General features: G+C 67.1%; 1 pseudogene. It reads left to right on the forward strand.

From position 1 onward, the window contains the following. Positions 1-258, forward strand: a pseudogene (locus AC0L2O_RS37015) (DNA ligase D); the annotation flags it as partial.

The raw sequence follows: 258 nt of genomic DNA on the forward strand, positions 1-258 counted from the left end.
TCAAGGGTGACGATGACGCCGCGCGCACGGAAGACGACCCCGACATTCTGGACGAGCGGCCGGAATCCATTGCGACCGGCCGCAAGATCGAGGATGTCGCCGGCGAAGAGCCCGGCTGGTCGTCCAAGACGGGACGCATTCGCAAGCGCCGCGGCGGCCGCACGGGGCCCGCTCCACCGGAAGAGCAGCCTGTCACCGTAAGCGTTCCCGAACCGTCAAAGATCAAGGGCGCCAAGAAGGCAGCGCTCCCCGATTTCG

The organism is Bradyrhizobium sp. Kon10 (assembly GCF_055807395.1).